This is a genomic window from Commensalibacter melissae (genome assembly GCF_009734185.1).
Lineage (GTDB): Bacteria > Pseudomonadota > Alphaproteobacteria > Acetobacterales > Acetobacteraceae > Commensalibacter > Commensalibacter melissae.
In genome coordinates, this window is record NZ_CP046393.1 from 993,608 (window position 1) to 1,019,208 (window position 25,601).

Consider the following 25,601-nt stretch of genomic DNA (forward strand, 5'->3'; position numbering starts at 1 on the left):
TATTAAACCCGCATTGGCATTAATACATATAATGCAGAAGGATCATCAACATCACGAACAATTGTCGGGGCTGAATTGTCAGCAAGAATAAATTCTACCTGATTGTCAATCTGGTCGGTTATGTCATTTAAATATCGTGCTTGAAATCCAATTTCCAACGGCGTGGATTCATATTGAACTTGTGAACCGTCAAGTTCTTCCTTTGCATTGCCTTGGTCAACGCTGCTCGCAGATAAAACAAGGGAATTGTTATCCAAAGACAATTTGACTGGACGGGATCTTTCCATACTAATTGCAGCCACTCTTGCCACAGCTGTAGCAAAATCTTGTTTTCCAACCCGTAAAACCTTTGTATTGTTTTTGGGAATGACCCTTTCATATTCCGGAAATGTACCATCAATTAACTTGGACGTTAATGTGACACTTCCAAAATTTAACTGAATACGAGTATCAGATAACATGATCTGGATATCTTCTTCCGCTTCTTCCAGCAATTTATATATTTCATATATAGTCTTGCGAGGTATTATTACACCAGGTATGTTTTCTGCACCTTCAGGCATTGTACATTCGACCTTGGCAAGACGATGACCATCAGTTGCGACAGCGCATAATTTATTTTCGTTTTCACTGTTTGTAATATGAAAATATATGCCGTTTAAATAGTAGCGCGTTTCTTCAGTTGAAATAGCAAATCTTGTCTGTTCAATAAGTTTTCTGAGCACCTCAGTTGAAATCTGAAAATTATGGGGAAAATCACCAGACGTCATGGAAGGAAATTCTTCTACATCTAGAACATTCAGGCTGGTTGCATACTTACCCGCCCTTAGCGATAATGGCATATCAATACTTGTATGGGTCAGTTCGATTATGGCACTGTCAGGTAGCTTGCGTACAATTTCATATAAAACCGAAGCCGGCGCGGTAACAGCGCCATTTTCCAATGATTCCGCTTGAATGGTTTCAATAATTGCGATTTCCATGTCTGTCGCAGTTAATGTCATTTGTCCATCCTGAACCTCAATTAAAACATTGGCAAGAATGGGAATAGTATTACGTTTTTCAGCCACACTTTGAATATGCGCCAGGGCCTTAAGTAATATTGTACGATCAACCTTTAGTTTCATTAACTAAAACCTATTCAAGATATATATAAACAATATAAAATGCTATAAATTATAATGTTTAGCAGTATTCTAAAATAAATACCACAGGAAAATGTCTTAAGTTTCCAACATTCTGCGAAGTAACTCCACATCTTCAGCAAATGCAGAATCTTTTTCCATCAATTCAGCCACTCTACTAATAGCATGCATCACGGTAGTATGATCCCTGTTCCCGAATTTTCTGCCAATTTCAGGTAATGACCTGCTTGTTAATTGTTTCGCCAAATACATTGCGATCTGTCTTGGTCGTGCAACCGCACGGGCTCGTCGGGCAGATGTCATGTCCGTTTGACGAATATTGCAGTGTTCAGCAACCTTTCTTTGAATCTCCTCAATTGTAACACGTCGTTCATGGGATTTTAAGATATCATGAAGAACTTCTTGGGTTGCTTCCAGTGTTATGGGACGTCCGAAAAGATTTGCATGTGCGATTAAACGGTTTAGAGCCCCTTCGAGCTCTCTTACATTTGTAGTAATTTTATGAGCCAGAAATTCCATCACTTTTGGTGAGATAACTACCTTGGCGGATGCCGCCTTAGCTTCTAAAATGGAAATTCTTAATTCATAAGTTGTAGCATGAATATCAGCAACCATTCCGCACCCTAATCGTGTACGCAAACGATCTTCCAGCCCCGATAAATCAGAAGGTGATTTATCGGCAGATACGATGATTTGGCGACCCGCATCAATCAAGGCATTGAATGTATGGAAAAATTCCTCTTGTGTATTATCTTTGCCAATTAAAAACTGTAAATCATCAATCATCAAAACATCAACCGATCGCAATTCTTCCTTAAATTCTATTGTGGATTGAGAACGAATAGAGGCAATAAAACGGTACATAAATTTTTCAGCTGACATATAGGAAATTGAAATATTTCCTGCCTTTGCCAATTCAAATCCGATTGCATGCATCAAATGGGTCTTACCCAATCCTACCCCACCATATAGAAATAATGGATTAAACCCTGTGCTTGAAGGGCATTCAGCCACTCTTCTTGAACACGCATAGGCAAATTCATTTGGTTTACCGACTATAAAATTTTCGAAGGTAAATCGTGGATCTAATTGTAAATGTAAAGGAAGCTTATCTTCTTCTTTTGCCTTATCTGCTAAACTGGTATCATTATTGATAACATTTATTGAATGGGCTTCCTTAATATGATTGAGTTTAGTATCTGATTTTTGTTGGTTTGAGAATTCTGTTTTAATATTATCTATGCCAGAATATTTTTCCGCATCAGAACTATTTTTATGAAATAAATTTTGATCATTGTCAATTTTTGAAGCCAGTTTTAACTCTACTCGACGAATTTGAGGTAGTTCAGCATGCCATAACTGATTTAACTTGTTGTTGTATTGAGCTCTAACCCAATCTCTTAGAAAACGAGTGGGTAGATATAAGGTCAGTTCATCTTCATCAATTGCGCCAAGCGTTATTTGCTTCAACCATGTACGATATTCCACCTCACCAACTTCAACCTGCAGACGGCTACAAATACGCCCCCAATGTATTTCCAATATTGATTTAAGCGTATTGGGGTCTGCATCCTGAAGCGATAATTTAAATTCTTGAGATTCGTTTGTGGGTTCGGACATACGTGAAGAAAACTTATTGAATATGAAAAGTAAGCGGATGTTTTATAACGGTTTCTTTAAAATACACCTCTTTTACACTTTTATAAAGTACCAAAATTTTCCTGATTATAATTTATTATTTCAACATTTAAAGTAAAAAAAACCCGATGAATGATATTCATTCGTCGGTTTTCTTTTATAAAGCGAGTTTACAGCAAAATGTGTAATTTGCTGTATATATTTAAGCCAATAATTAAGCTGTTTTTAAATTCTTTATCTTTCCTGCCAAGCGAGAAATTTTACGAGCAACAGTATTTTTGTGCATAATACCTTTTGTGCATGCTCTTTGCAATTCTGGCTGTGCATGACGAAGTGCTTCAACAGCGCCTTCTTTGTTCCCTGCCAAAAGAGCTTCTTCAACTTTTTTTACAAAAGTACGAACCCGCGACTTGCGAGCCTTATTACGTTCAGTGCGTTTTAAAGTTTGACGTATACGCTTACGCGCAGATGCGATATTCGCCATGGATTTCCTGTTTGTCTATTTTCGTTTAAATGGATTAATACTACACATTAATGCATGTTATTAATAGCTTACTGTTCATACGTCAAGCGAATTATTCAATGATTTTTTCATTTTTGGCAAATTTCGCAATAAAAACTTGAACGCCCTGCCTGAACCGCTCTTTTTATAACTGTTTTTCTTCCCTTTTGTAAACAGTAATTACACAATTCGCCTTCTTTTCCATAAACATTCCATTGCATTTGGAAATAACCTTTTTCACCATTTGAATGAACATAATCACGCATACTAGATCCTCCTGACTCGATCGCTTTAAGCAAAATGGATTGAATGGACTGAATCAATAACAGAATTTCTTGTCTTTTTAATTCACACGCACTTTGAAAAGGTGAAATTCCAGCAAGAAATAAAGATTCACAAACATAGATATTACCTAACCCAGCAATAACACGTTGATCAAGCATTGTATTTTTAATAGATTGTTTTTTAAGTTTAAATTTTTCATGAAGATAATCACATAATATCGCCTGGTGAGAGGAAACATTAATCCCTGTATCGGGCAAAGGTTCTGGTCCCATCATTTTTAAAAGATTATGTGTCGTATTTGTTGGAAACAAATCTATTATTCCAAAACGCCTTGGATCTATAAACTGAAGACATTCACCTTCATAGGTTAATATTGTTAGATGTTCGTGTTTTTGTTTTTCATAACCTGATCCAGAAGGTTGCACGATAATTTTTCCAGACATTCCCAAGTGAAATAAAACAGTCAATCCGTTGCTTAATTCCATTAAAATATATTTGCCACGTCTATTAAATTTTATAATTCTGGTATTTGCCAAGCATGTTTCTAATGTTATAGGTATAGATTGACGTAGGTTAATTCGATGGCGTTGAACGCTTTGGATTGTATGATTTATCAATTTTTTTTCCAATCCACGTCTAATTATTTCTACTTCGGGCAATTCTGGCATAAGTTTTTCTGAAAATTAATCGTATGAAAAATAATAATGATACCGCTTTTCAATCCAACGAACATATTACCGATTTTGGATTTCGACAAGTTAATGATAAAGAAAAACCTTCAATGGTAAAGGCTGTTTTTGATAGTGTCGCACAAAAATATGATATAATGAATGATTTAATGTCATTGGGCATTCATCGGGTTTGGAAACAGATATTTATTCAAGAGCTACATCCCACTCCCAATTTAACATTACTTGATTTGGCTGGAGGTACAGGAGACATAAGTTTTGGTTGGTTAAATCGTGGAGGTGGCACGGTTTTTTTAACAGATGTTAATTACAGTATGCTTCATGTAGGTCAGGAACGTGCACTTGACCGTGGATATGTGGACAATATCCATCTTTTTTGTGTTGATGGGGAGAAAATTTGTTTGCCTGATCGATCTGTTGATCGTGTAACTATTTCATTTGGATTGAGAAATTGTACACACAAGAATCAAGTTCTAGAAGAGGCAAGACGGGTATTAAAACCGGGGGGGAGATTTTTATGTCTTGAATTTTCTAAATTGATTATTCCCTTTTTACGCCCTCTATATGATGCATGGTCTTTTCAGGCATTGCCACGTATAGGTCAAATTATTGCCAAGGATCGTGATAGCTACCAATATCTGGCAGAAAGCATTCGTACTTTTCCAGATCAAGAAACACTTAAATCTCTAATGGAACAGGCTGGATTGGAACGTGTTACTTATCAAAACCTTTCCGGTGGAATAGCAGCAATCCATTCAGGTTGGCGCATATAATTAGTTACAATTTGAAAAAAATTCCATGGTACCCAAAAACATTTTACTAATCATTTCTGGCGGAATAGCAGCCTATAAAGCTTTAGAACTCATAAGTCTATTTCGCAAAAATCATCATAATGTAAAATGTGTTTTGACGCAATCAGGGGCTGAATTCATCACTCCCCTATCTTTGCAAACCTTAAGTGGCAATGAAGTTTATCAAGATTTATTTTCATTGACCCAAAATCATAATATTGAACATATTTCATTAACCAGAGAAGCGGATATCATAATTATCTATCCCGCCTCTGCCAATTTGATTGCAAAAATTGCCTTGGGTATTGCCGATAATCTTGCCAGCACTATTATTTTAGCCGCTCCACCAACTATGCCTGTTCTTATTGCTCCGGCAATGAATGTTCATATGTGGGAAAATCCTATTACACAAAATCATATACAAACACTTAAAGAAAGAAATATGGTCATTGCAGGACCCGCAAAAGGAAGGATGGCCTGTGGAGAGTATGGTTATGGACGCCTTATCTCTCCAGATAAATTTACAGATCATATTCGTAATATCTTGGCGCCTGATCGCCCCTTGGAAGGCAAGAAAGCACTTGTCACAGCTGGTCCAACTTTCGAACCGATTGACCCTATCCGTTTTATAGGTAATTATTCATCAGGCAGACAAGGTTATGCCATTGCAGAAAGCTTACGGGATGCTGGTGCAGAGGTTACCCTGATTTCAGGACCCGTATCACTATCACCACCTGACAATATAAACACCGTAAAAGTTAGGACAGCTAATGAAATGCTAGATGCATGTCTTGCACATTTACCTGTAGATATGGCTGTTATGACTGCTGCAGTTTCTGATTGGCGAGTCAGGAATATTGCCAAACATAAAATCAAAAAGACAGCGGATATTCTCCTACCAATTCTGGAAATGGAAATCAATCCTGATATTCTTGCAAAAATTTCTCAACTTAAAAATAATCGTCCAAAACTTGTTATCGGATTCGCAGCGGAGACTGAAAACCATTTAAAAAATGCAGTTGATAAAAGAATACGTAAAGGTTGCGATTGGATAGTTGTTAACGATGTCCGATCTTCAACAAATATCATGGGGGGCTCAGAAAATGAGGTGACAATTCTGTCATCCTTTGGTAAGCAGCATTTTGAGAGAGCCAGTAAAGAAAAGATTGGATATCTTTTGACGCAGGAAATCATTACATTTTTCAAATCAGAAAATAGGGGGTAATTAACATGTCCTTGGCACCCTTTCCTAGAATTCGAGTAAAAAGGCTGGCACATTCCATAGAACTGCCACTCCCTTCTTATGCAACCATTGGTGCGGCAGGAATGGACTTACTGGCTGCCGTTAATGAACCGATTACAATCTTATCGCAAGAAATAGCGCTTATTCCTACAGGGTTACAGATAGCTTTACCCCATAATTATGAGTTGCAAATTCGTCCCAGATCAGGATTGGCCCTGAAACATGGAATATTACTTCCCAATTCTCCCGGTACGATTGATGAAGATTATCGTGGTGAAGTTAAAGTGATTTTATTGAACACTGGGAAAGAATCCTTTGTCGTCGAACGTGGTATGCGCATTGCGCAAGCTATTATAGCCCCAGTTATTCGGGCAGTTTGGGAAGAAACAGATATTCTTGAAGAAACGGAACGATCGTGTGGAGGTTTTGGAAGTACGGGTGTCTGATCATTTTTTATAAAATATGATCGAGTTTAGTGAATAATTATCGTTCAATCTAACAATAAAATACAATTAAGAGGACTAGGCGGGCAAATGAAAAAACAGAATATTCCCGCCAGCGTAACTGTTCAATCGAAACCAAATATTTTTGATGCAATCACCATTATATGTGTGATTGCACTAGGGGTATCGATTGCAACAGCTACACGGCACGTTATACAACCCTTGAATATGCCAAATGCGCAACTTATACACCTGGATCCCATCTATTTGCCAGGATATGCCATGCGTACAACTTTACGCATGTTTGCCGCTCTTTTCGCTTCTTTACTTTTTACCTTTGGATACGCAGTCTTGGCAGCCAAAAGTCGTAAGGCGGAAATGCTGCTAATTCCTGTTCTCGATATATTGCAATCTGTGCCCATTTTAGGGTTTTTAACCTTTACAGTTGTCTTTTTTATGGGATTATTTCCCGGCAAAATTCTTGGTGCCGAACTGGCTGCAATATTTACGATTTTTACCAGTCAGGCATGGAATATGGCATTTAGTTTGTATCAATCCCTCAAAACGATACCTCCTGATATGGAAGAAGCCGCACGTTGTTTTGGTTTAACTGGATGGCAACGTTTTTGGAAACTGGAAGTTCCATTCGCTATTCCAGGATTGATCTGGAATATGATGATGTCCATGTCCGGTGGCTGGTTCATGATTGTCTATTCAGAAACAATCACTGTTGGAAATACAAACATTGTTTTGCCTGGAATAGGATCGTATGTAGGTATGGCAATTGAACAAAGAAATCTGGCCGCAATTTTTTATGCAATTGGAGCAATGTTGTTTGTTATTTTGGCATATGACCAATTACTATTCCGTCCCTTGGTTGCATGGTCTTCAAAATTTAGGTTTGAAACTACACAAAGCGAAACAGACACTGCTCCTTGGTTTTTACGTCTTATACATAAAACCTATTTTATTCGGTGGGTAATGACCTTTATTGGTAAATTAATGCATAAGATTGCCAACCTGCCTCTTGGCAGGAAAAATAATTTTTTCAATGAAAAATTCACTGCAACAAAAACATCAGATGTCATTTATATTTCTGTATTATGTTTTCTGGGCATAATCGCTGGTTTTTACATTTATCACACTGTCCATAACCAATTGACCATTCATGAAATTTTATATGTTATCTGGCTGGGATTTTTAACACTTTTAAGAGTTATAAGCATGATAATTCTGGCAAGTATCATTTGGGTACCTGCAGGAATATGGTTGGGATTACGTCCCAAATGGGCAAAAAGAACACAGGTTATCGCGCAATTCATGGCTGCCTTTCCAGCCAATCTGTTTTTTCCGTTTTTTGTTGTTGGAATTGTTCATTTTCACTTAAGTAGTAATATTTGGTTGACGCCATTGATGATATTGGGAACACAATGGTACATTTTATTTAATGTTGTTGGTGGCGCCTCAAATTTTCCCGGTGATTTGAGAGAGGTGGTAAACAATTTACAAATCCATGGAAAACTATGGTGGTTTAAGATTATGTTGCCTGCCATTTTTCCCTATTATGTTACTGGAGCACTCACTGCATGTGGAGGAGCTTGGAATGCTTCCATCGCTGCAGAATTAGCAAGTTGGGGCAATACAACCTTGATTGCTGAAGGTTTGGGATCATATATCGCACTTGCAACAGAAATGGGCAATACATTTAAGGTCGGACTTGGCATGGTTGTAATGTCGGCCTTTGTCATTCTTTTCAATCGGATTGTCTGGCATCCTTTATATAGTTTTGCGCAACGACGCTTGTCCTTTATCTAAGGAAAAAACCATGAATCAAAAACAGGATATTTTACTTCAAATCAAGAATTGTCAAAAATCATATAAAAAAGATAATAATTCTGAATTGGTGGTTTTAGATAACGTCAATTTAACCTTGAAACAAGGGGAGATTGTTGGATTATTGGGACGCTCTGGCTCTGGAAAATCCACTTTATTGAGAATTATTGCTGGTTTAACCCCACCAAGCAAAGGAGAGGTAAAATGGAAAAACCAATTATTGTCAGGTCCGGCAAAGGATGTAGCAATGGTTTTTCAATCTTTCGCTCTTTTTCCATGGTTGACTGTACAAGATAATGTTCAGTTGGGACTTGAAGCAAAAAACACCCCACGAAAAAATATGGAACAGTTAAGTGAAGAGGCAATAGATCTTATTGGTTTAGGGGGTTATGAAAAGGCTTACCCAAAAGAGCTTTCGGGTGGAATGCGTCAACGTGTTGGATTGGCAAGAGCGTTGGTAGTGCATCCAGATCTTTTATTGATGGATGAACCTTTTTCTGCCCTTGATGTTCTTACAGCTGAAAATTTAAGAACTGATCTTATTGAACTGTGGGTAGAAAAAAAATTACCAGTAAAATCCATTTTGATTGTTACACATAGTATCGAGGAAGCTGTATTGATGTGTGACCGTTTACTTATATTTTCTTCAAATCCGGGTACAATTGCCCACGAGTTGGAAGTTACGTTTCCTCATCCCCGTAATCGGGAAGATCCAGCTTTTCGACAATTTGTTGACCGGATTTATATTCTCATGACTCATCGTGATCCAATCAATGTCGATCCAAACAATATCGATATGAAACAAGCGGTAAATAATCGTTATGCAGCGCTTCCACGTATGTCAATGAATCTTATGATCGGTATGATGGAAACATTATATACAGAACCCTATTGTGGAAAGGCAGATTTGCCTCAATTGGCCAAGAGTCTGCAAATGGAGCTGGATGATTTACTGCCTATTGGTGAAACCTTGCAAATGCTTGAATTCGCTGATATGGCCGAAGGTGATATCCGCCTAACTGAATTGGGAAAAAAACTTGTTAATTCTGAATTGGAAGAACGTAAGGATATTTTCCGTAAGAGTTTGATAAAGAATGTTTCATTGATTCGTTCGATACGTTCCATTCTGGATGAACGACCCAACCATAGAGCAAGTGCTGAAAGGTTCCGCGATGAATTGACTGATACCATGTCACCAAATTCTGCACGTCAGACTTTGTTAACCATTATTGGTTGGGTCAGATATGCAGAAATTTTTGATTTTGATGAGGAAACTGACCAGTTTTTCCTTGATGAAGATGACAAGAATATTGATAAATCATAATATTATTTTTTTAGGTAGTCGATAAATTTCTGTCGGAATTTTCGGACTTTTGGTTCAATTACAGCCTGACAATAAGCCACTTCAGGATGTAATTCAAAATAATTTTGATGTTCTTTTTCAGCTGGATAGAATTTATCCAGCATTTTAATTTCTGTTACAATTGGATTTTTCCATATTTTTTCATCTTGAATTTCTTTTTTAACTTTATAGGCAATTTTTTCCTGCTCTACAGATGCGGGTAAAATTATTGAACGATATTGCGAACCGATATCTCCACCTTGTCGATCTTTCGTCGTGGGATCGTGAATAACAAAAAATAATTTTAATATGTAATCAAGACTAATAGTATCAGGATCATAAATGATTTTTACCACTTCGGCATGCCCAGTTTGATTAGTGCATACCTCCTTATAAGTTGGGTTTTCAGTATATCCTCCTGAATAACCAGGTATAATAGTATGGATACCCTTAACATTTTTTAAAATTGCTTCTATACACCAAAAACATCCACCACCCAAAACTATATTGTTTGTCAATTGATTTTTTTCATTTCCATGCATATTTTTTCCTTATATACAAGATAAATTTTTTCGATGAATAATCCAACCATGATATTTGTACAATTAAAAGGATATTGAATTACCTTTTCAACATCCTTAATAGTTGAAAATTTTACTTTTAATTTAAATGCAATAAAGCGGTTTTAAATCGCTTTTCAGATTTTTCTAACTGTTTTAACCGTTCACGATTTTCTTCAACAATTTCAGGTCTTGCCTTACTAAGAAAATTCTGGTTGGATAATTTTTTATTCAGCTGTTCAATTTCCAATGCAATTTTTTCGATTTCCTTTGTTAAGCGTTCTTTTTCTTTCTTTATATCAATAATGCCTTGTAAAGGTAAAACTAAGATTGTATCATCTATAACTGTTTGAATCGAACCAGATGGTATTTCATTCTGTAATTTGGCAATAGATTGCACTCTGGCCATTCTGCCAATGGCATCTGACCATTGTTCAATAATTTGGAAATGTTTTTGATCAATATATTTAACCAGAACAGGTATTAATTTTGCTGGCGGGATATTCATTTCAGCTTTTAAAACACGAATTTCAGTTATTAATTTTATTATAAAATCTATTTCATCATTTGCCTTTTGAGAAATAGCTGTCTCCAATTCATAACTTTTTGGCCATGAAGACGTGATCAGGCTTCCTTTTTTACCAAATCCAAATTCAGCCCAAATAATTTCTGTTACAAACGGAATAACGGGATGTAAAATTTTTAACAAATTCTTTAATACAAAAGCAGTGATTGTTCTAACTTCTTTTACTGTATCGTGGTTATTTTTTTGAAACGCTGATTTTGCAAATTCTAAAAACCAATCACAAAATTTATCCCATGTAAAATGATAACAAACAGAAGCATATTCATCATAACGAAAATTATCCAGAGCAGCTGTGGCCTGTCTAATCGTTTTTGATAATTCTGCTAAAATCCATTGACTTAGGGATAACTGAATATCGGATAGTGAAAATTCGGTATTTTCAGTCACTTGATTCATTTCGCAAAATCGTGCAGCATTCCATAACTTGGTGATGAATGTACGATATTCCTCAATACGTTTTTTACCTAGTTTGATATCTCGACCCGGCCCTGTCAAAGCGCAAATAGTGAATCGCATTGCATCAGCACCGAACTCGTCGATTATTTCAATAGGATCGATACCATTCCCTTTGGTTTTGGACATTTTTTGACCTTTTTCGTCACGTACAAGTCCATGTAAATAAATGGTTTTAAAGGGAATATCTTTCATAAAATGCATTCCCATCATCATCATTCTCGCAACCCAAAAGAAAATGATATCAAAACCTGTTATCAACACGTTTCCGGGATAATAACGGTCTAGCTCTATTGTTTCATTTGGCCACCCCAATGTCGAAAATGGCCACAATGCGGATGAAAACCATGTATCCAAAACATCTTCATCTCTTCGTAATTCCTGCTCACATCCATAATATTTTAATGCTTGCTGTTTAGCCTCGTTTTCATCATAGGCTACAAAAACAGTATTATCAGGACCATACCACGCGGGTATTTGATGCCCCCACCATAATTGGCGACTTATACACCAGGGTTGCAGATCCCTCATCCAAGCAAAAAAAGTGTTTTCCCATTGTTTGGGAACGAATTTCATCCTTCCCGATTGTACCGCCCTGATAGCAGGTTCAGAAAGCGTTTTTGCGTCACAATACCATTGTGTGGTTAATCTAGGTTCAATAACTGCCCCTCCACGTTCAGCATGAGGAACCTGATGTTTATGCGATTCTATTTTTTCAATATATTCAAGCTTTTTTAATTCTTCGACAATGATTTTGCGTGCTTTATCACGAGGTAATGATCGTAAAGAACATATAAAATCTGATTTTTCATTGTCAGTTAACTCATTTAGATCAATTGCTGCACTTTCATCCAAAATTGTTATCAATTTCAGGTTGTGACGACGACCTACTTCAAAATCATTAAAATCATGAGCAGGTGTAATTTTCACTGCTCCTGTACCTTTTTCAGGATCTGAATATTCATCGGCAACAATTATAATTTCACGATTAGTTAATGGAACAACAACTTTTTTGCCTATCAGATCTTTATAACGGTCATCTTCTGGATGAACAGCGATTGCAGTATCACCCAACATTGTTTCTGGACGAGTTGTTGCAATAATGATAAATTGAGTATTATCCTCTACTAACGGGTATTTGATATACCAGAGATTTCCCTGTATTTCTCTATTTTCGACTTCAAGATCGGAAACGGCAGATCTGAAAACAGGATCCCAGTTCACCAAACGCTTATCCTGATAAATCAACCCTTCTCGATAAAGCGTGATGAAGACTTTTTTAACAGCTTCAGACAAACCTTCATCCATTGTAAAGCGCTCTCTCCTCCAATCAAGAGATGCACCAACCCGTCTCAATTGTTGGGTAATTTGACCACCAGATTCCTCTTTCCATTGCCAGACACGTTCAATAAATTTTTCCCTACCCAAGATTTTACGATCAATGCCTTGAGCTGTTAATTGACGATCAACAACCAATTGAGTCGAAATACCGGCATGATCCGTACCTGGTTGCCACAACACATCATATCCCTGCATACGACGAAACCTTACAAGGGTATCCTGTAAGGTCATCGTTAGGGCATGTCCTATGTGCAAGGTACCCGTCACATTTGGTGGCGGGATCATTATGGCAAAAGGTTTTCTTTCATTTATTTCCGGATTGGCTGAAAAAGAACCATTTTTTTCCCATATATGGTATAAATCGTTTTCACAAGCAGATGGATTAAATTTTTTATCTAACATTTATTATATTTATTATACTAAAGAAAAATTATTAACGTCCAGGTTGATCCTGTGCGTAGTCACTCATACCCCACCATCTGTTTTTAACAGCATTATAATATGCTGTATAATCATAATGGGGAACATTCAGTTTAAGGTCTTGTGCCGTTAAACGCCCAATGGCTGAAGCAATACTATAAGATGCCGTTACCATTGAGCTTAAATTCTGAATAAGTGTGGTTTGTGAATTTAACAAGGTTTGTTGCTGTTGTAACATTTCCAATGTTGTACTTGTTCCAACAACAGCCTGTTTTTCAACACCAGCCAAAGCAATGATATTTGACGCAATGGCGGCACGGTTGCTTGCTATGGCCGCTTTGGCTGCCATTAATTTTTGCCAGTTTGTAGAGGCAAGCTGCATGGCACTTCTTCGTTGAGAACTGACTTGACGATGTGCAGCCTGAGCCAACTGTTTTGCTTCACGTATTTTAGAATATTCCGCACCACTTTGATAAATGGGAATGTTTAATTGCAACATACCCATTTTTTGATCTGATGTATTTTGTCCTACTCCTTGATTGACCATGCGTTGATAGGATAAAGAAGCATTAAGCTTAGGCATAATTTCCGATATAGCCACATTTACATCATCTTTTTGTGATGCTTCAGTAAACAGGGCTGAAATCACGTCTGGATTGTTTGATGCTGCCTGTGCAATTGCTTCCTGTTCTGTTTTGATCGGTAAAATCAAAGGTTGAGGTGGTTTGAGATTAGGAGCTGGCGCAATCCCCACAACTTGGGTATAGGTTGCCTCAGCACCACGCAAATCTCCTTCAGTCGTTTGACGCTGTGCTCGTGCTGCGGCTAATGCCGCTTCCGCCTGTGCAGAATCGGTTCGCGTAACTTCTCCAAGATTAAAACGCTGATGTGTGGCCTTGACCTGTTCAGCCAGAATTTTTTCATTGTTAATATTAATCTGTAACAACTGCTGATATTGTATAACAGCTACATAAGCATCAATAACCTTGCTAAAAACCTTTTGTTCAGTTGATAAAAGTTTTGCCCTTTCAGCCATGACCTTGTTTATTGCCTCATGCGTTTGAGCAGTCGTTTTCCCACCCTGATAAATAGGTTGTGTTATATTAACATTTGCACCATATCCAAGTCGTCCACCTGATTTTTGTTCTGTAGTAGATTTAGGATAATGAACTCCTGCAGCACCTAATGCCGGTTCAGACACACCTAAGTTATAACCCTCTGTCACAACACCAGTCAAACCAGTCGTGATAGTCGGTCTCCAACCTGCATGTGCTGTCGAAACCTGTTCATCCACGGCTCTCAAGCTGGCACGTTCCTGTTGCAAATCTGGATTGGTTAGATAAGCTGTCGCCAGAGCTTCTTCAAGCGTATGCGGAATAAAACTTGGCATACCTGATCCATCATAATTTTGAGCATATACAGTAGTCGATGCAAAAAATGTTAATAAACTTATTCCAAAATTACGATTGACGATCATGATAATACCTTATTAATAACATTTCAAAATAAAATAGCAGCTAAAAAATATAAATTATTTCATGAATTCTGGTAAATAAGGTAAGGCAGCATAAAAACTTTTTTGTATTACTATACCTTCATCAATCTTTTTTGCTGTAACTGCATGACCTATATCACCATCTTTTTTTAATACCGTAATAATATGACCATTTTTATTTAATTGATCAATCAGTTTTTTTGAAATTTCCTTAATACAGCCGTCAATTATTATGGCATCATAAAATTTATTTTTTGGATATCCATCCTGTAATATTCCATCACACCATTGCACGTCAGATGCATATTTATTACAGAATTTTTTTCCAATAACAGACAACTTTTCATTTTCTTCCAATGCATATACTTCCGCACCCATTAAGGAAATAATGGCTGAAAGATATCCAGTCCCTGCACCAATAACCAATATTTTTTGCTTTGCTTCAATATTTGCTAGTTGAACAAGTCTGGCAAGCACTCTTGGCTCACTAAGATACCGTTGATCAAAAAGTGAAATATTAATATCTGAATAAGCCATTTCTTTTTGGTTATTCAGAACACAATATTCGCGTGGTAAAACACGCATTATTTCTATTAATTTAACATGACTGACTTCAGCTGGACGTAACTGATTTTCAATCATGTTTTGCCGGGCCTGAACAAAATCAAAATTCGGATGGGTCATTGTTTATAAAATCTCTATATCTATGCTTTCAAAATTAATACCATGAACTACTCAAATATGAAAAGTAAAGTTTTTATACATTTTTTTCTTGACCTTTTTACCAATTTCATTGATATAGGCAATAGCTTGATCAAATGGTCCGGTGGCAGAGTGGCTCATGCAGCGGATTGCAAATCCGTTTACGGGGGTTCAATTCCCTCCCGGACCTCCAGATCTCAAGATTGTTTCACTCTAAGATGAGAGAGAATAAAGTCTTTTAATCTGTTAGGCATAACAAGATCAATCCATTTTAGATAAACAAACAATTTAGGCATAATTAGCTCTGCTTTTCCCTCATTAACCGCTTTAATTATTTTTTGAGTTGCGGTTTCTAATGAAATCATAAAAGGTTTGTTACATTCCAACCTTTGGCTCATGGGTGTATCGACAAATCCAGGAGTAATTAAAGTGATTTTTATATTCCATTTTTTCACGGAAATTCTCAAAGAATCAACAAAACGACTTAAACCGGCTTTTGAACTACTATAGGCAGTTGCAAAAGGCAATGAATGAAATGCAGCAACCGAACCGACAAAGACCAATTGTCCATAAATTCCACGATCAATCATTTGTTGAGCTATTTTATTACTCATTACACATGGTGTTACATAATTTAAATGCATCAGTTTCAATAATAACTCATCACTTTCCAAATTGTTTTTATCCTCCCTTATATCCCCAGAACCGGCAGCCATGATTGCCATATCAATTGTATAATTGCTTAATAATGTTTCCAGTTGGCGTAAGCTATTTTTTGAATCTGCAAGATCGATACTAAATATTTGAACCTTTGCCCCTTTGTTTAGACATAATTGTGCCGTTCTATCCAACTTTTCTTGAGAACGACCCCATAAAAAAAGAGTTTTGCCTTTGTTTGCACATGCTATTGCCAACGATTGGCCTATTCCACTGGAAGCCCCGGTAATCAGAATATTTTTTGCAGAATTAAATTGAGTTTTTGGTTGATAATTTAAGGTTTGATTGTTTTTTGATAAATTTATATCTATCAAGACAAAATCCTTTTATATATAAAAGCAGAAAATGCTATTTTATAGTTTACATTGGTAAAATTCAAAAATAATAATTCATAATTTCTATGGTTTTTACATGTCCCTTAATTCTTGCTCCATGAATAATATTGATATTGTTCCTGTTCAAACCAAACAACAGCTTAAACTTTTTATTCAATTGCCACGTCTTCTATATAAAGGTTTATCTGGATATGTCCCTCCCTTGGACTGGCAAGAATCAAGCTTATTAGATCCAAAAAAATCAGCTTTTTTTCGATATGGTTCAGCAAAATATTTCATAGCATATAAAAATCATCAACCTGTTGGACGTATTTCTGCACAAATTGATCCGAATGCGTTAAGACAATGGAAGGAACCTGTCGGTTTGTTCGGTGCATTGGATACAATTGATGATTTATGCGTCGTAAAAAAATTAATAGACGCTGCAACCAAATGGTTGAAACATAATGGCATGGAAAAAATCAGGGGACCTTATACTCTAAATGCCAATTCTGAAATAGGGATAATGATAACAGGGCAAAATGCCTTACCAACCGTTGCCATTCCCTGGCATCCAACTTGGCTTCATCACCATATTGAAGCAGTCGGTCTTGAAAAAGCCATGGATCTACTTTCATATCAGATGAAATTCGGTCCACAAGCTAAACAGGCCCATAAAATACCTGCAGGTTTGAAAATGGGATGTGGAAAATTGGGTAACATTACAACCAGAAAATTAAATACAAAAGAAATTGCGAGAGATGGTGAAATTCTTCGCCAACTTTACAATGATGCATGGCATGATACTTGGGGCTTTGTTCCTCTCACCTCAATCGAGATGTCTGTATTAATTAAAGATTTAAAATCCATGCTAAAACCTGATAATTTTGTTCTGGTTGAACAAAATTATATTCCAGTGGCTGTTGCTTTGGTAATTCCCAATATTTATGATTTAATCATTGATATCGGACCTGATCCATCCCTTTTGGGATATAGTAAATTGATTTATCGAATCTTACGACACCAATTTCATTCAGCCCGCGTTATTTTGCTTGGTATAAGTGGATCCATAAGAGATACAGCTCTGGGAGCTTTGATGCCATCATTGGTTATATCCGAACTTTTTGAACGTGGAGAAGTCTTACCCTATAAAACAATTGAATTGGGATGGATTTTGGAAACAAATCATGGTATGCGAAACTTAATTGAACGGATTGTTCCAGAACCCAATAAAATTCATCGAATGTATGAAATGAAAATATAAAAAATTTTAGTACGTATAAAGCTGTTCAAATCGAGCTCTATCTATAGGAGAAAGTAACAGCGTTATCTGAATGATTTTTTCGCTATCATGACGCTCAAGAATTTCTCCATGATCATAAAGCCATGCTAAAGCTGAACCATCAACAATATCAATAGCATATGTTAATTTTTCCATTGAACATTGCAGTCTTTGATCAATTTTAGAAATGAGCGAGGGTAGATTTTGTCCTGTCAAGGCAGATACACCGACAATATTATCATTTTTGCCTGTTAATTCAGTATAATCTACGAGGTCGATTTTATTGAGAACTTCAATTGTCGATGACCTCCAGTTTTCACTCAATACATCATCTTTCACCATCATGTCCAATACAGAAGAAACATCTTGTTGTTGTTGACGGGTCTCTGGATGTGAAATGTCTCTTACATGTAATATGATATCCGCTTCGGAAATTTCTTCAAGCGTTGCTCTAAAAGCAGCTATCAATTCGGTTGGGAGGTCGCTAATAAAACCAACTGTATCAGAAAGAATGACTGTTTTTCCTGATGGCAGATCAATCTTGCGCATGGTTGGATCAAGTGTAGCAAAAAGTTGATCCTGAGCATGAACAGAAGCCCCTGTCAAATGATTAAATAAAGTGGATTTTCCTGCATTTGTATAGCCAACTAAGGCAATTATAGGAAAAGGGACTTTTCTTCGAGCCTTACGATGCAATCCTCTTGTCCTTCGAACCTGCTCAAGATCTTTTTTTAAACGAGTAATCCGTTCATCAATCAGCCTTCTATCCGCTTCAATTTGGGTTTCACCGGGCCCCCCCATAAATCCAAACCCACCTCTCTGCCTTTCTAAATGAGTCCATGATCTAACCAGTCGGCTACGCTGATATTGTAGGTGGGCAAGTTCAACCTGTAACACACCTTCTCTGGTCTGCGCTCTTTCACCAAAAATATCCAGTATTAAGGCTGTTCGATCTATAACCTTACAATTAAGTTCTTTTTCAAGGTTTCGTTGTTGAATTGGACTTAAACGTGCATCAAAAATAACAACTTGAATCTTTTTCTCAATAATAACAGATTTTAAATTTTCGATATTTCCCCGCCCTATTAAGGTTGAAGAACGGAATGACCGAATATTTATAATCTCTCTATAGGCAATATCAATTTTAATAGATGATACTAATCCAACAATCTCATCAAGCCTAGATTTAGAATTCCTATCATTTTGTTTTAGATTTACATCCCATGGAACAATGACTGCAGCAAAATTTGATGATTTCACTGAATCGGATTCAATCATAAATATAAATTCTCACTTTTCTTCAGATGTTGTGGAAGTTGAAGTCGCTGCAGGTACATTAAAGGGGAGTTGAACAGGTGACGAGGGCATAATCGTACTTACAGCATGTTTATAAACGAGCTGCGCATGACTTTCTCTACGTAATAATATGGAGAAATTATCAAATCCAGAAATGATTCCCTGTAATTTCACGCCATTCACTAAGAAAATAGTAACTGAAACTTTGGAACGACGGATCTGATTTAAAAAAACATCTTGAATATTTTGATATGTATCTTTTGACAAAATAAAACCTTTACCAATCACTTTATGAAATTGAAACTTGCATATATTAACAGTTTAATTATTTATATTATTATTATTATTTCTTTCTTCTGATCCGGTAACTCCTAACTGTTTCAATTTTCTGTGTAAAGCACTTCGTTCCATTCCAACAAAACCAGCAGTCCGACTGATATTGCCACCAAACCGCATTAATTGAGCTTGTAAATATTGCGTTTCAAAAATATCACGAGCCTCTCTTAATGGAAGACTGATGATATCAGTTTGTGTATCGATTTTCAATAAACCCGGTGCGTTTTGACCGACATTTGATGGCAACATATCAGTACGGATGGCTTCATTAACATTTCCAGGCATCATGATTAAAAGCCGTTCCATTAAATTGCGTAATTCACGTACGTTTCCTGGCCATTCATAAGTCTGTAAGGTTGTTAGAGCATCTGCTGATAATTCAATAACTGGCACTCCGGTTAATTCAGAATAATGCTTCAAAAAGAAAGTTGCTAGTTCAGGTATATCTTCTCTTCTTTCCTTCAAGCTTGGAATCTTCAAAGGCACAACTGCAAGACGATAATATAAATCCTTGCGGAATCTGCCATTGGCAATTTCCTGGTTTAAATCCCTATTCGTAATGGCAATAACTCTCACATCAACCTTAACGCGGCTGGAACCGCCAACACGTTGAAATGTTTGATCCTGTAATGCTCGAACAATCTTTCCCTGTGTTTCAAGAGGCATGTCAGCAACCTCATCTAACACCAGCGTACCTCCATGAGCCTTTTCAAGAACACCGGTACGTCTTTGCAAATTATTTTGTGTATTACCCTCAATACCAAACAATTCTTCTTCAAATCTTGTTGGGGAAAGGGTTGCGCAATTTAATACAAAAAAAGGTCCCTCTGCTCTTTTAGATAATTTATGTATAGCTCGAGCAGCCACTTCTTTTCCCGTACCTGGCGCACCATATATTAGAACTCGAGAATTCGTTGGCGCAACACGCTCAATTTGACTTTTGACAGAATTGATAGTTTGACTTTGTCCATTTAATTTAACTTCGTATCCACTTCGGAAACGTAATTCTTCATTTTCCCTTGCCAATTTTGCAGCTTCCAGAGCACGACGGACTACTACTAGTAGATGATCTGTTTTGAAGGGTTTTTCAATAAAATCATATGCACCATGTTGAAGTGCGGAAACAGCAGTTTCTATTGTTCCATGACCTGATATCATGATAGTGGGAACAGCAGGTTTTTCATTTTGTATGAGTTTAAGAATTTCCAAACCATCCATTTTTGACCCTTGCAACCATATATCAAGAATGACTAAAGATGGTCTTCTTGCATGAAAGGCCTTAATCGCTGAATCCGCATCCCCGGCAAGTCGAGTTTCATACCCCTCATCTTGTAAAATTCCCTCAATGAGTAGTCTAATATCTGGCTCATCATCGACGATTAAAATTTCATGCGTCATATTGTCCTCGTATTTGAAAAGTCAAAATTGATATTGTTCCCCGACCTTCGATCCGATCTTTTAACTGCAATGTCCCATTATGTTCTTCCATAATTTTTTTTACAATAGCGAGACCTAATCCTGTTCCCTTAGGTTTATGGGTTACATAAGGTTCAGTTAACCTTAACCTGTCCTCCTGTGGAAGACCAATTCCATCATCTTTTACTGAAATGATAATAGTATTCTTATTTAACTCTAATGTAACCCAAATATTTCCTATGTAATTTTCATGACCGTTACTTTTTTCATTTTCCATATTTATAGCATCTGATGCATTTTGAAACAAGTTAGTGAGAGCCTGACTTATCAATCGCGCATCACAATTCATTTCAATTTTGTCATTGGGCAAATCCGTATGATATCTTATTTCACAATGTGCATTCTGCTGAAGAAATAATGTTTCCCTAATAATGCGTGTCACTTCGTTTGTTTTGATAACAGGTTGGGGAAGTCGAGCAAAAGATGAAAACTCATCCACCATTCTACCTATATCACCAACGTGACGTACAATTGTATCAATACACTGATTATATATATCCTGATCTTTGGATATCTCTTTAAGAAAACGTCTTCGAAGTCGTTCTGCAGAAAGTTGGATAGGTGTTAAAGGGTTTTTGATTTCGTGCGCAATTCGACGGGCGATATCTGCCCAGGCGGCTTTTCTCTGCGCCGCTTGTAAATCCGTTATATCATCAAAGGTAATTACAAATCCCTCAATTTCATTTCCCCTGATTTCTGGCCCAATCTGAGCAAGCAACATTCTACTCCCAGCAGAGGTTTTGATTTGAATTTCCTTTTGAATTAATTTATGATTGTTATTGATAGTATCTCTTTCTTCGGAAATAATTGATAGCAAGGGAGAGAATTCTGGTACAACATCCGTAATTTTATGTCCTATATAATTCATTAAATCAATAGATAGAAGTTGATTTGCTGATCGATTAGGCAATTCAATTATTGCTTGCTTGTCCAACCCAATCACTCCACTGGAAACACCGGATAAAACCGCTTCGGTGAAGCGTCTGCGTTCATCAATTTGCTGATTGGCCTCTATAAGTTCTTTATGCTGGAAAGAAAGTTGATTGGTCATTTGATTAAAGGCACGTGCCAAATCGGTTATTTCATCATCCTTACCATATTCAGGTACCCTAACATTGAGGTTACCTTTACTGATCTTTTGTGCAGCTAACGTCAATAACCCGACAGGACGAGCAATTTGGTTGGCAATAAAAAGGCCTATCAAAATGGCCACCAAAACAACAAGCAATGCAATCAATGCAAATATAATTACAAACATCACCTGAATTTTTGAACTTTTGTTGTTTAAATCATTATACTGCATAACAACTTTTTCAGTTTTATGCATATGATTAAGAATAACCGGATCAACAGGCCTTATAATCAATAAAACGAGCGGCGGAGTATCGTTAATAGGAATGGCAGCACGAACTGTTTCCTCATCAGGTGAATCCAAAATTGCCACATCATTATGCGACATCAAGGTCGCTGATCGAGGTAATTGTTTGGCGTATGATGTATTATTGAATAAACCACCCGACGCAATTATTTTTTGGGTAAAAGAGTTGTAGACAAAGGCAGCGTTTAATCCTCTTAATGTTGCTTGAGAATCAAGAATCTGATCGAGGCTATTACCATCATCATATAGATCCTGACCTGCTTGAGCGTAATTGTTTTGAATACCTTGTATATAATTGGCCAAAGAAAAGGCTTCAGTGCGTATATTGTCATTATGTTCCTGTAAATAACCTTTTGAAGCCAGCAAAGCCTCGTTAAGCGCTGTGCTTACCCTGTTATTAAACCAGTTTTGAATGCCAAAATGAAATAAAATTGTCGCAAAAATTCCAACCAAAATGGTTGGAACAATGGCAATAATACTAAATAACACAATTAGCTTGATATGTATTTTTGAACCAACCAATCTTCGTCTATGTTCGAAAATCAAACGAAATATACAAAAGAATAAAGCTAGTATCAATAAAACAAGAACTAATCCGTTAATACTTAAAATAATAAATTGTACCGATGATTTATGAGATGTAACAATTCCACCTGAAAGAATAACAAAAGTGATGATTGTAAAAATCAAGGCTAGCACAACCAAGAAAATAGTGGCTTTTCTATTAGAAAATTTTTCAGTAACCTTATTCACTTTCTGCTTATAGATTTTTCCAGACATGTTGAGCCTTTATGTTTTTTACTCAATTCAAGAAGATTAAACATTTTCATTTTTTTACGTAACGTATTTCGATTTATTCCCAGCATCGAAGCCGTTTTTATTTGATTGCCCTCAGCTTCCACAAGAGCCATTTCAATCAAGGGTCGCTCAACTTCCATTATAATTTTTTCATGTAAATTTGAAATTGGTTGACCTTTATTTTCAATAAAGTAACGATTTAGATGACCTTCAATCAGTTTTGACAAAGGCTTTAAACTGTCTAACTTGAATGATTTATCAATCATGGAAGAATCATTTAAAATCTTTTTTACAAAATCAACCTCGATTGTTTCATAGGGATATAGAATCAATAGACGAGTTATGATATTTTTTAATTCACGAATATTTCCTGGCCAACTATAAGTCAAAAAATAATCCATAGTCTCGTTAGAAAAATTTATAATATTTTGATCATTTTTTAAAAAATGTTGGATAAGTAAAGGTATATCCTCAGTTCTCTCCCTTAAAGGGGGAAGATATATTGGTGCAATATTTAAACAATAAAAGAGATCTTCTCTGAAATGCCCGGTTTTAACCAACTCAAATAGATTGTTTTTTGACGTCGCTATGATACGGTAATTTTTTGTGTTTGAATTATTCGTTGAAAAACAAAAATTTTTTTCAAGAAATTTCAATAGATGAAATTGGGCAGATAGTGATAACTCACTTATTTCATCCAAAAATAATGTACCTTTATAGTTTTTCTCCAGATTATTTATTTCTTTTTTATTTTCATGAATAAAAGGAGTATATTTCAAAAGCTCATTTTCAATATCATCATCTTGTAAAATAGCCAAATTTATCGTTATAAATAAATTGTTTTTTCCATTACCATAATTGTGTAAAACTTTTGCAACGAGATCTTTACCTGTTCCGCTTTCTCCCGTGATAAGAACAGTCAAATCAGATCGAATTAACCTAGCGATCATACGATACAATTCCTGCATCGCTGTTGACTGACCAATTAAGGGTAAATTTTCTTCATGAATAATTCCATCAAAATTGTAAAAATTGACTTTTAAGGATTTTAATGCTTTTCGTACCGTTGCAATTAACTTATTAAGGTCAAATGGTTTTGGGAAATATTCAAAAATATTCTTTCTTTCAACCTCTAATGCCGTTGAAAGTGTTGATAATGCACTTATAGCAATAATAGGTATGTCAATATTAAATGATTTAATCCTGTCAATAACATCAAAACCATTTATATCAGGCATCATTATATCTGTTATGACAAGATCAACTTTATTTTTTTTAACCCAATCCAATCCCAATTCAACTTTTGTCGTTGCCATTACATTATAATCTAGTCGTGTAAAGGCCTGACTTAAAACTGTTCTAATCGAAGTGTCATCATCCAGAATTAAGATTGTTGATTTTTTTATAACCATTTTTAATTAATTACAACTTAATATCTCAGGTTTGCTTTGGATTGTTTGATGGGAAGAAATATTTTAAAATCAGTGAATTTCTTATTTCGTTCAACATCAATTATACCTCCATGATTTTGAACAATTTTTTTACATAAAGCTAATCCGATTCCCAATCCATTTTCCTTGTCACTAATAAATGGATTAAAAAGATGATCTTTTATTTTTTCAGATATACCTGCTCCAGTATCTCGAATAACAATCAATAATGGTAAAAAATTATAGTGATGACACGCCTCTTTTATCAACAAATCTGATTGATATTTGGTTATTATACTTATTTCATCTTGATTATCAAAATTTTGCAATGCTTCTGAAGCATTTTTGATAAGATTAAGAAATAATTGTATTAATGCATCTTTATCGCCCATTATTAAAGGTAGAGATGGATCGTATAATGCATTGATTCTGATATCTTTAGCAAAACCATTTTTTGCGATTTGAATAACATGATTCAAAATAGCATGAATATTCAACTTCGAATATTTGATATGTTTATGCGTTTCAACAATATATCTATCAAGCATATTACTTATCCGCTCAACTTCTGTACAAATTAAGCCGGTTAGCTTTTTATCTTTATTTGCAACAGTTTGTTGCAGCAATTGTGCCGCACCACGAATGCCTGATAATGGATTTTTTATTTCATGCGAAAGCATGAGTGCCAGATTTTTTTCAATTTGATTGAAATCAGTTGTTTCCCGTGAATTCCTGATCATATTGAGCAAGAAATGATCATGAAATGTAACGATATATAGATCATCATTATTTTCAACTGGGGCCAGAGAAAGAAAAAATTCTTTATTATTACCGTTTTTCAATCTTAATTTCATTCCGTATTGCGTAACAACACGTCTATTTTCTTTTACTTGCGAAAACAATGTTGAAAAAGATATATTTTCCAGTAAAAAATTATTCAATTCACAACAATGGGCAGATTTTCTGGAAATATTCAACAACAATTCTGCCTGATGATTCAGATAAACAATTTTTCCGAAATGATTGATAATCACCAATGGAAAAGGTAAAGCCTCAATTATCTCATTACTATCTGTAAAAACATGAATATTTTTGCTCATCATAAA

21 protein-coding genes and 1 tRNA gene are annotated in these 25,601 nt (G+C 35.9%); 7 read left to right on the forward strand and 15 right to left on the reverse strand.

Annotated features, from left to right (window positions below; all coding sequences use genetic code 11):
- Positions 1-2: 2 nt before the first annotated feature.
- The 4 genes from dnaN to mutM form a co-directional block, all read right to left on the reverse strand.
- A complete protein-coding gene (gene dnaN, locus GN303_RS04355) occupies positions 3-1,127 on the reverse strand; it encodes a DNA polymerase III subunit beta (protein WP_110437966.1) in 1,125 nt (374 codons plus the stop codon).
- Between the two features lie 96 nt (positions 1,128-1,223).
- Positions 1,224-2,765 carry a chromosomal replication initiator protein DnaA gene (gene dnaA / locus GN303_RS04360; RefSeq protein WP_110437967.1) on the reverse strand — a complete coding sequence of 514 codons (1,542 nt, stop codon included), beginning with the start codon at positions 2,763-2,765 and terminating at the stop codon, positions 1,224-1,226.
- Positions 2,766-2,997: 232 nt separating this feature from the next.
- Positions 2,998-3,267, reverse strand: coding sequence for a 30S ribosomal protein S20 (gene rpsT, locus GN303_RS04365; RefSeq protein ID WP_110437968.1), 270 nt, complete (start codon positions 3,265-3,267; stop codon positions 2,998-3,000).
- Between the two features lie 107 nt (positions 3,268-3,374).
- Complete coding sequence (gene mutM, locus GN303_RS04370) at positions 3,375-4,238, reverse strand: bifunctional DNA-formamidopyrimidine glycosylase/DNA-(apurinic or apyrimidinic site) lyase (RefSeq protein ID WP_110437969.1); 864 nt, start codon at positions 4,236-4,238, stop codon at positions 3,375-3,377.
- Positions 4,239-4,261: 23 nt separating this feature from the next.
- Between mutM and GN303_RS04375 the strand changes: the two genes are divergently transcribed.
- From GN303_RS04375 to GN303_RS04395, 5 genes are all read left to right on the forward strand, one after another.
- Positions 4,262-5,032: a class I SAM-dependent methyltransferase gene (locus GN303_RS04375; protein ID WP_110437970.1), complete on the forward strand. Its 771-nt coding sequence runs from the start codon at positions 4,262-4,264 to the stop codon at positions 5,030-5,032.
- Positions 5,033-5,057: 25 nt separating this feature from the next.
- Positions 5,058-6,275 (forward strand): bifunctional phosphopantothenoylcysteine decarboxylase/phosphopantothenate--cysteine ligase CoaBC, encoded by a 1,218-nt coding sequence (gene coaBC, locus GN303_RS04380; protein ID WP_110437971.1) that lies wholly within the window; start codon positions 5,058-5,060, stop codon positions 6,273-6,275.
- 5 nt (positions 6,276-6,280) lie between these two features.
- Entirely contained in the window at positions 6,281-6,739 is a 459-nt protein-coding gene (dut, locus tag GN303_RS04385) for a dUTP diphosphatase (RefSeq protein ID WP_110437972.1), read from the forward strand.
- An 87-nt stretch (positions 6,740-6,826) separates the two neighbouring features.
- Entirely contained in the window at positions 6,827-8,551 is a 1,725-nt protein-coding gene (locus GN303_RS04390) for an ABC transporter permease (protein WP_110437973.1), read from the forward strand.
- Between the two features lie 10 nt (positions 8,552-8,561).
- A complete protein-coding gene (locus tag GN303_RS04395; RefSeq protein ID WP_110437974.1) occupies positions 8,562-9,893 on the forward strand; it encodes an ABC transporter ATP-binding protein in 1,332 nt (443 codons plus the stop codon).
- Between the two features lie 2 nt (positions 9,894-9,895).
- Here GN303_RS04395 and msrA read toward each other — a convergent pair whose 3' ends face one another.
- From msrA to GN303_RS04415, 4 genes are all read right to left on the reverse strand, one after another.
- A complete protein-coding gene (gene msrA / locus GN303_RS04400) occupies positions 9,896-10,453 on the reverse strand; it encodes a peptide-methionine (S)-S-oxide reductase MsrA (RefSeq protein WP_110437975.1) in 558 nt (185 codons plus the stop codon).
- Between the two features lie 118 nt (positions 10,454-10,571).
- Positions 10,572-13,253 (reverse strand): valine--tRNA ligase, encoded by a 2,682-nt coding sequence (locus GN303_RS04405; protein WP_110437976.1) that lies wholly within the window; start codon positions 13,251-13,253, stop codon positions 10,572-10,574.
- 31 nt (positions 13,254-13,284) lie between these two features.
- A complete protein-coding gene (locus tag GN303_RS04410) occupies positions 13,285-14,748 on the reverse strand; it encodes a TolC family outer membrane protein (protein ID WP_110437977.1) in 1,464 nt (487 codons plus the stop codon).
- Between the two features lie 54 nt (positions 14,749-14,802).
- Complete coding sequence (locus GN303_RS04415; RefSeq protein WP_110437978.1) at positions 14,803-15,450, reverse strand: protein-L-isoaspartate O-methyltransferase family protein; 648 nt, start codon at positions 15,448-15,450, stop codon at positions 14,803-14,805.
- Between the two features lie 136 nt (positions 15,451-15,586).
- Here GN303_RS04415 and GN303_RS04420 point away from each other — a divergent pair.
- A tRNA-Cys gene (locus tag GN303_RS04420) sits at positions 15,587-15,661 on the forward strand.
- 4 nt (positions 15,662-15,665) lie between these two features.
- On the opposite strand, the gene GN303_RS04425 is transcribed toward GN303_RS04420, so the two are convergent.
- On the reverse strand, positions 15,666-16,499 hold the full coding sequence (locus tag GN303_RS04425; RefSeq protein WP_110437979.1) for an SDR family NAD(P)-dependent oxidoreductase: 834 nt from the start codon (positions 16,497-16,499) through the stop codon (positions 15,666-15,668).
- A gap of 97 nt (positions 16,500-16,596) precedes the next feature.
- Between GN303_RS04425 and GN303_RS04430 the strand changes: the two genes are divergently transcribed.
- Entirely contained in the window at positions 16,597-17,763 is a 1,167-nt protein-coding gene (locus tag GN303_RS04430; RefSeq protein ID WP_408735516.1) for a hypothetical protein, read from the forward strand.
- Positions 17,764-17,769: 6 nt separating this feature from the next.
- On the opposite strand, the gene hflX is transcribed toward GN303_RS04430, so the two are convergent.
- From hflX to GN303_RS04460, 6 genes are read right to left on the reverse strand one after another with little or no spacing between them, the layout of a single operon-like run.
- Positions 17,770-19,059 (reverse strand): GTPase HflX, encoded by a 1,290-nt coding sequence (gene hflX / locus GN303_RS04435; RefSeq protein WP_110437980.1) that lies wholly within the window; start codon positions 19,057-19,059, stop codon positions 17,770-17,772.
- A gap of 12 nt (positions 19,060-19,071) precedes the next feature.
- A complete protein-coding gene (gene hfq / locus GN303_RS04440; protein ID WP_110438583.1) occupies positions 19,072-19,344 on the reverse strand; it encodes an RNA chaperone Hfq in 273 nt (90 codons plus the stop codon).
- Positions 19,345-19,398: 54 nt separating this feature from the next.
- Positions 19,399-20,811 (reverse strand): nitrogen assimilation response regulator NtrX, encoded by a 1,413-nt coding sequence (gene ntrX, locus GN303_RS04445; RefSeq protein WP_110437981.1) that lies wholly within the window; start codon positions 20,809-20,811, stop codon positions 19,399-19,401.
- A complete protein-coding gene (locus GN303_RS04450) occupies positions 20,801-23,047 on the reverse strand; it encodes a sensor histidine kinase NtrY-like (protein ID WP_110437982.1) in 2,247 nt (748 codons plus the stop codon). Before GN303_RS04450 ends, ntrX begins: the two co-directional genes overlap by 11 nt.
- Positions 23,017-24,477, reverse strand: a complete 1,461-nt coding sequence (locus tag GN303_RS04455; protein ID WP_110437983.1) for a sigma 54-interacting transcriptional regulator — start codon at positions 24,475-24,477, stop codon at positions 23,017-23,019. The genes GN303_RS04450 and GN303_RS04455 overlap by 31 nt, the downstream gene beginning before the upstream one ends.
- Before the next feature lie 17 nt (positions 24,478-24,494).
- Positions 24,495-25,598: a two-component system sensor histidine kinase NtrB gene (locus GN303_RS04460; protein ID WP_146206638.1), complete on the reverse strand. Its 1,104-nt coding sequence runs from the start codon at positions 25,596-25,598 to the stop codon at positions 24,495-24,497.
- Positions 25,599-25,601 lie beyond the last annotated feature (3 nt).